At 44.5% G+C, this 5,233-nt stretch carries 3 protein-coding genes and 1 pseudogene; 1 reads left to right on the top strand and 3 read right to left on the bottom strand.

Annotated elements, in window-relative coordinates; genetic code table 11:
* Nucleotides 1–467 (top strand): annotated as a pseudogene (locus tag K5677_RS08730) (TIGR01212 family radical SAM protein); the annotation flags it as partial.
* A gap of 29 nt (nucleotides 468–496) precedes the next feature.
* On the opposite strand, the gene lysA reads toward K5677_RS08730, so the two are convergent.
* From lysA to lon, 3 genes are read right to left on the bottom strand one after another with little or no spacing between them, the layout of a single operon-like run.
* Nucleotides 497–1,795 (bottom strand): diaminopimelate decarboxylase, encoded by a 1,299-nt coding sequence (gene lysA / locus K5677_RS08725; protein WP_296726925.1) that lies wholly within the window; start codon nucleotides 1,793–1,795, stop codon nucleotides 497–499.
* A 27-nt stretch (nucleotides 1,796–1,822) separates the two neighbouring features.
* Nucleotides 1,823–2,428, bottom strand: coding sequence for a ribosome biogenesis GTP-binding protein YihA/YsxC (gene yihA, locus K5677_RS08720; protein WP_294751023.1), 606 nt, complete (start codon nucleotides 2,426–2,428; stop codon nucleotides 1,823–1,825).
* Between the two features lie 17 nt (nucleotides 2,429–2,445).
* On the bottom strand, nucleotides 2,446–4,788 hold the full coding sequence (gene lon, locus K5677_RS08715; protein ID WP_296726923.1) for an endopeptidase La: 2,343 nt from the start codon (nucleotides 4,786–4,788) through the stop codon (nucleotides 2,446–2,448).
* Nucleotides 4,789–5,233: the final 445 nt, after the last annotated feature.

Here is a 5,233-nt window from a genome sequence, read left to right as displayed (position 1 = left end):
AAAGTACATTAAAGCTCATAAACCGCTGCTATTCTCACGAAGAGTTCTGCGAGGGCTTTTACAGACTGAGATCAGGCGGGATACGCACCTGTATACATATTATCAATGGGCTTCCTAATGAAACTCCCGAAATGATGATAAAAACAGCAGAAGAAGCCGCAAGACTTGCTCCCGAAGCGGTAAAGCTCCAGATGCTTCACGTTATAAAAGGAACAGTTCTTGCCGATATGTATGGAAAAAAAGAGTTCCGTCTCCTTGAACGCAGCGAATACATTGATATTATCGTAAAACAGCTCGAACTTCTGCCACCCGAAACAGTCATAGAGCGTATCACGGGCGACGGAGACAAATCAAAGCTCATAGCTCCCATGTGGAGCGCAGACAAGATCGCGGTCCTCGGCGGCATCGACAAAAGACTTGCCGAGCTTGACACATGGCAGGGCAGATCATACATTCAAAAGGCGTGAAAAGCAGTTTGCTTTTCACGCCTTAATTTTCATATATCGTTTCGGATGATGTCGTCAAGTGTTTCTCTCTTGACAGCGATCCTCGATTTTCCGTTTTTTACAAAAACAACAGCAGGCTTCTGAAGTCTGTTGTAATTCGATGACATAGAGTAGTTATATGCTCCTGTTGCACAAACAGCGATGATATCACCTGACTCTGCGTGCTGAAGAGGCATATTCTCACCGATAAGGTCGCCGCTCTCGCAGCACTTTCCCGCGATGGTAACTTTTTCATTCCTCTCTTCACCCGCCTTATTGGCAACGACTGCATCATACTCGGAACCGTAAAGGATATACCTCGGATTATCAGCCATACCGCCGTCAACAGATACATATGTCCTTATATTCGGTATCACCTTGCGTGCACCTACTGTATAAAGGGTTATACCCGCAGGACCTGCGATCGAACGTCCGGGCTCGATAAACATTTTCGGGAGCTTTAATCCAAGCTTTTCACATTCAGCTTTTACCGCCTCAGACACCTTTTCAAGATAGACCTCAAAGGGCTTCGGATCATTTTCGTCTACGTACTTGATGCCGAATCCGCCGCCAAGATTGAGACCTTCGATCTCATAACCCAGTTCATTCTTTATCTTTGCGATAAATCCGAGCATCACCTTTGCAGCTTCCTCAAAAGGAGCAATATCAAAGATCTGCGAACCTATATGACAGTGAAGTCCGAAAAGACTTACATTTTTGCAGCTTACAGCTTCCTTTACAGCTTCAAAGGCTTCTCCTGTTTCAAGAGCAAAGCCGAATTTGCTGTCGATCTGTCCTGTCCTAACGAAATCATGGGTATGAGCGTCTATTCCGGGCTTGATGCGGAACATTATCTTAGGCTGAGCGTTCTTTTTTGCGGCTATTTTTTCAAGTCTGTGAAGCTCACTGATATTGTCGACTATGATATGTCCGACACCGACCTCAACGGCATATTCCAGTTCCTCATTGGTCTTGTTGTTGCCGTGGAAGCCGACTTTTTCCATAGGAAATCCTGCTTTTACAGCAGTATAAAGCTCTCCTATAGATACAGCGTCAAGTCCGTCGCCTTCGCTTGCAACTATCCTGCACATCTCCATGCAGGAAAAAGCCTTGCTTGCGTAGTGAACTTCTCCCCTGCCGCCGTAGTGCTTGTTCATGCTGTCATGGAAGAGCCTGAGGCTTTTTCTGACGACCTGTTCATCCATGACATAAAGCGGAGTGCCATACTCTTTGGCAAGTTCCACCGTGTCAACCCCGCCGACAGCAAGATGTCCTGCGGCATTGACGCTCAGATTTTCGGATACAAACATTTTTAACATCCTTTCAGGTTTGTTTTATTATGCAACGACGTCATTGTCGTCAGCAATATCTTCAACTATCTGCCTGAGCTCCTCTACTCCTTCAAAGGTCTGCGACGAAAAGGGGATGGAATGGATATCATCAAAGCAGGGTATCTCGCTCCTGAAAGCTTCCATGCGCTTTTCACGCTCCGTTTTATTGAGCTTGTCAGCCTTTGTCAGTACGAGCACAAAAGGCATTTCCGTATCTATAAGGAAATTTATCATGTGAACATCATCGCTCGTGGGAGCATGGCGCATATCAACAAGCATGAACACAAGCCGTATATCCCTGTCAGAACCGAGATATCCCTCTATAAGTCCTGCCCAGCGCTCTTTTTCCGACTTTGCCACCTTCGCGTATCCGTATCCCGGAAGATCGACAAAGTAGATGTTGTCAAGCCCGTAAAAGTTTATGGTAGCCGTTTTTCCGGGAACAGAGCTTACTCTTGCAAGGTTCTTGCGGTTAAAGAGCTTGTTTATCAGCGTTGATTTGCCCACGTTGGAATGTCCCGCAAAGGCTATCTCTATCCTGTCAGACGTAGGAAGCTGCGAAAACTTTCCGTATGCAGCTGTAAATTCAGCCTTATTGTAATTAAGCCTCACTCAGACTTCCTCCTTGGTCACTTTATAAGAGCAGCATCAAAAACGTCCTTGAGTTCCGATGCGAAAACAAATTCGACAGCATCCTTGACTGCCTGATCCACTTCTTCAAGATCGGGCTTGTTTTCAACAGGGATTATAACTTTCTTTATGCCTGCCTTGTAAGCAGCCATTGTCTTTTCACGAAGTCCGCCGATAGGAAGTACCTTTCCGTGAAGAGTTATCTCACCTGTCATAGCCACATCAGCTCTTACCTTTATACCAGAAAGAGCCGACAGCAGAGCTGTCGTCATGGTAACGCCTGCCGACGGTCCGTCCTTAGGAACAGCTCCCTCGGGGGCGTGTATGTGGATATCCTTGTTTTTATAAAAATCAGGATCTATCTTGTACTTGTCGGCAATACTTCTCACATAGCTTACAGCTATCTTTGAACTTTCCTTCATAACATCGCCCAGTGAACCTGTCACTTCGATCTTTCCCGTACCCTGCATTATCAGAACTTCTATGGGCATGAGAACGCCGCCTACGGATGTCCATGCAAGTCCGTTCACAACGCCGACCTGATCCTTCTTTGATGATAGGTCTCCGATATACTTTCTGATTCCGAGGAGATCATTAAGATCCTTGGCTTTGACAGTTGCCTTCTTTATCTCGTCCGCAGCTATCTTCTTGGCAGTCTTTCTGCAAAGTGAAGCTATGCACCTTTCAAGGGAACGCACGCCCGCTTCCTTGGTATAATACTGTATGAGCTCATTGATGGCGTCATCAGCTATTTTCAGCTGTGAAGCCTTGAGACCGTGCTCCTTGAGCTGCTTGGGTATAAGATGCTCCTTGGCGATATGGAACTTTTCCTCAGCCGTATAGCTTGAAAGCTCTATCACTTCCATTCTGTCGAGCAGAGGCGCGGGGATAGCGCTGACATTGTTGGCAGTCGTAATAAAGACTGCCTTGCTCAGATCAAAAGGAACTTCTATAAAATGATCTCTGAATGCATAGTTCTGCTCAGCGTCAAGTACTTCGAGCATTGCCGACGACGGATCGCCCTTTATATCGCTGCAAAGCTTGTCGATCTCGTCAAAAAGTATGAGCGGATTTGCAGAGCCTGCCTGTGTTATAGCAGTAATGACACGTCCGGGCATAGCTCCGACGTACGTTTTTCTGTGGCCTCTGATATCGGCTTCATCACGAACGCCTCCGAGAGAAACTCTGGCATACTTTCTGCCCATTGCCTTGGCGATAGACTTGGCAATGGAGGTCTTTCCTATACCGGGAGGGCCTGCGAGACAGATGATCTGTCCCTTTATCTCGGGATTGAGCATATGTACGGCAAGGAATTCAAGTATACGTTCCTTGACCTTTTTCAGACCGTAATGATCCTTTTCGAGAACAGCCTCCGCCTTGTCCATTGAGAGCTTGGCTTTTGTATACTTGCCCCACGGCAGATCGAGGACCGTATCAAGATAATTCTTGATAACAAAGGCTTCCTGGGACGCAGGCGGCAGCTTTGTGAGCTTATCAGCTTCCTTGAGGAGCTTTTCCTTGCCCTTTTCGTCCATTTTGAGATCCATAATATCATTGATATAGCCGAAGGCTTCCTCAGCCTCGTCCTCACCGAGCTGCTCCTGAATAACTCTGAGCTGCTCACGGAGATAGAACTCCTTCTGCCCTTTATCTATGCTGTTTTTGGTCTGCTCGTTGATAAGATTTTCAAGCTCGAGTATCTCCACCTCTGATGTAAGGCAGGCAAAAAGCACGGAAAGCTTGTTTATGATATTGGTCTCCTCGAGGAGAGTCTGCTTGTCACGGTAATTAAGATTACAGTTGAAGGTCACAGTCTCAAAAAGCTTCAGAGGAGAATCCTGAGTCATTATTGAGTTAAGAAGCTCCTTCGGCATCTTCGGAAAAAATGAAGCATATCTCTCAAAAACGTCCTTTATCGAACGCATGAGTGCTTCCGATTCGACCTCGTCGAACTTTGCCCTTGAATACGTAGGGGTGCGCTTTACTTCCGCCTTTAAAACTTCACCGTCGTCGATGAGCCTTACAAGATTAGCCTTGTAAATACCTTCAACAAGGACTTTCATTATATTATCAGGCAGCTTGAGCACCTGCTTTATCTCGGCTACCACGCCGACTTTGTAAAGATCGGACGCCTTGGGATTATCTATATAAGCCTCATGCTGAGTAACAAGAAAGAGCTTGCCGCCTTCCTTGAGCGAACGCTCGACCGCTGCCATTGACTTGCTGCGTGAAACGTCAAAATGCATAACCATTTTCGGAAATGCAACAAGACCTCTCATCGCTACAGTATAAAGAATATTTGACTCCTCTATATTTTTATCGCTTTTAATGGTTTGTTCCATAAGATCACCGCATTTCTATTTATCATATCCTGTTGAACAAAACTGTTCTAAATCATTATACTATAAAACAATAAAAAATTCAACCCCTGTATTGCAGAGATAAAATGAATTTATAATATCAGCTTGCATCTGATTAAATGCTGATACAAATTATGGGCTTTAACAGTCAATTAACATTAATTATTGTTGAAATAGACGAAATATTGTGATTATTTGGTATGTAACGCCAAAATTTGCGATTCCGAAAAAAATCACTTTACTTTTTGTTAAGAATGTGGTATGATATACACAAAGGTGTAGTCTTTTTCTTATTATATATTTATTTTGTTCTTGAGTAATTTCTTTTAAGTAAAAAAAGACTTTACTTTTACAGAATAATGTGTTAAAATGTAAAGTAAGAAATTGTAAGGTTATGCCTTTGAGGCAGATTGGAGTATTAATTATG

It is taken from the genome of Ruminococcus sp., assembly GCF_024684275.1.
This window is presented reverse-complemented; position numbering and strand designations above follow the sequence as displayed.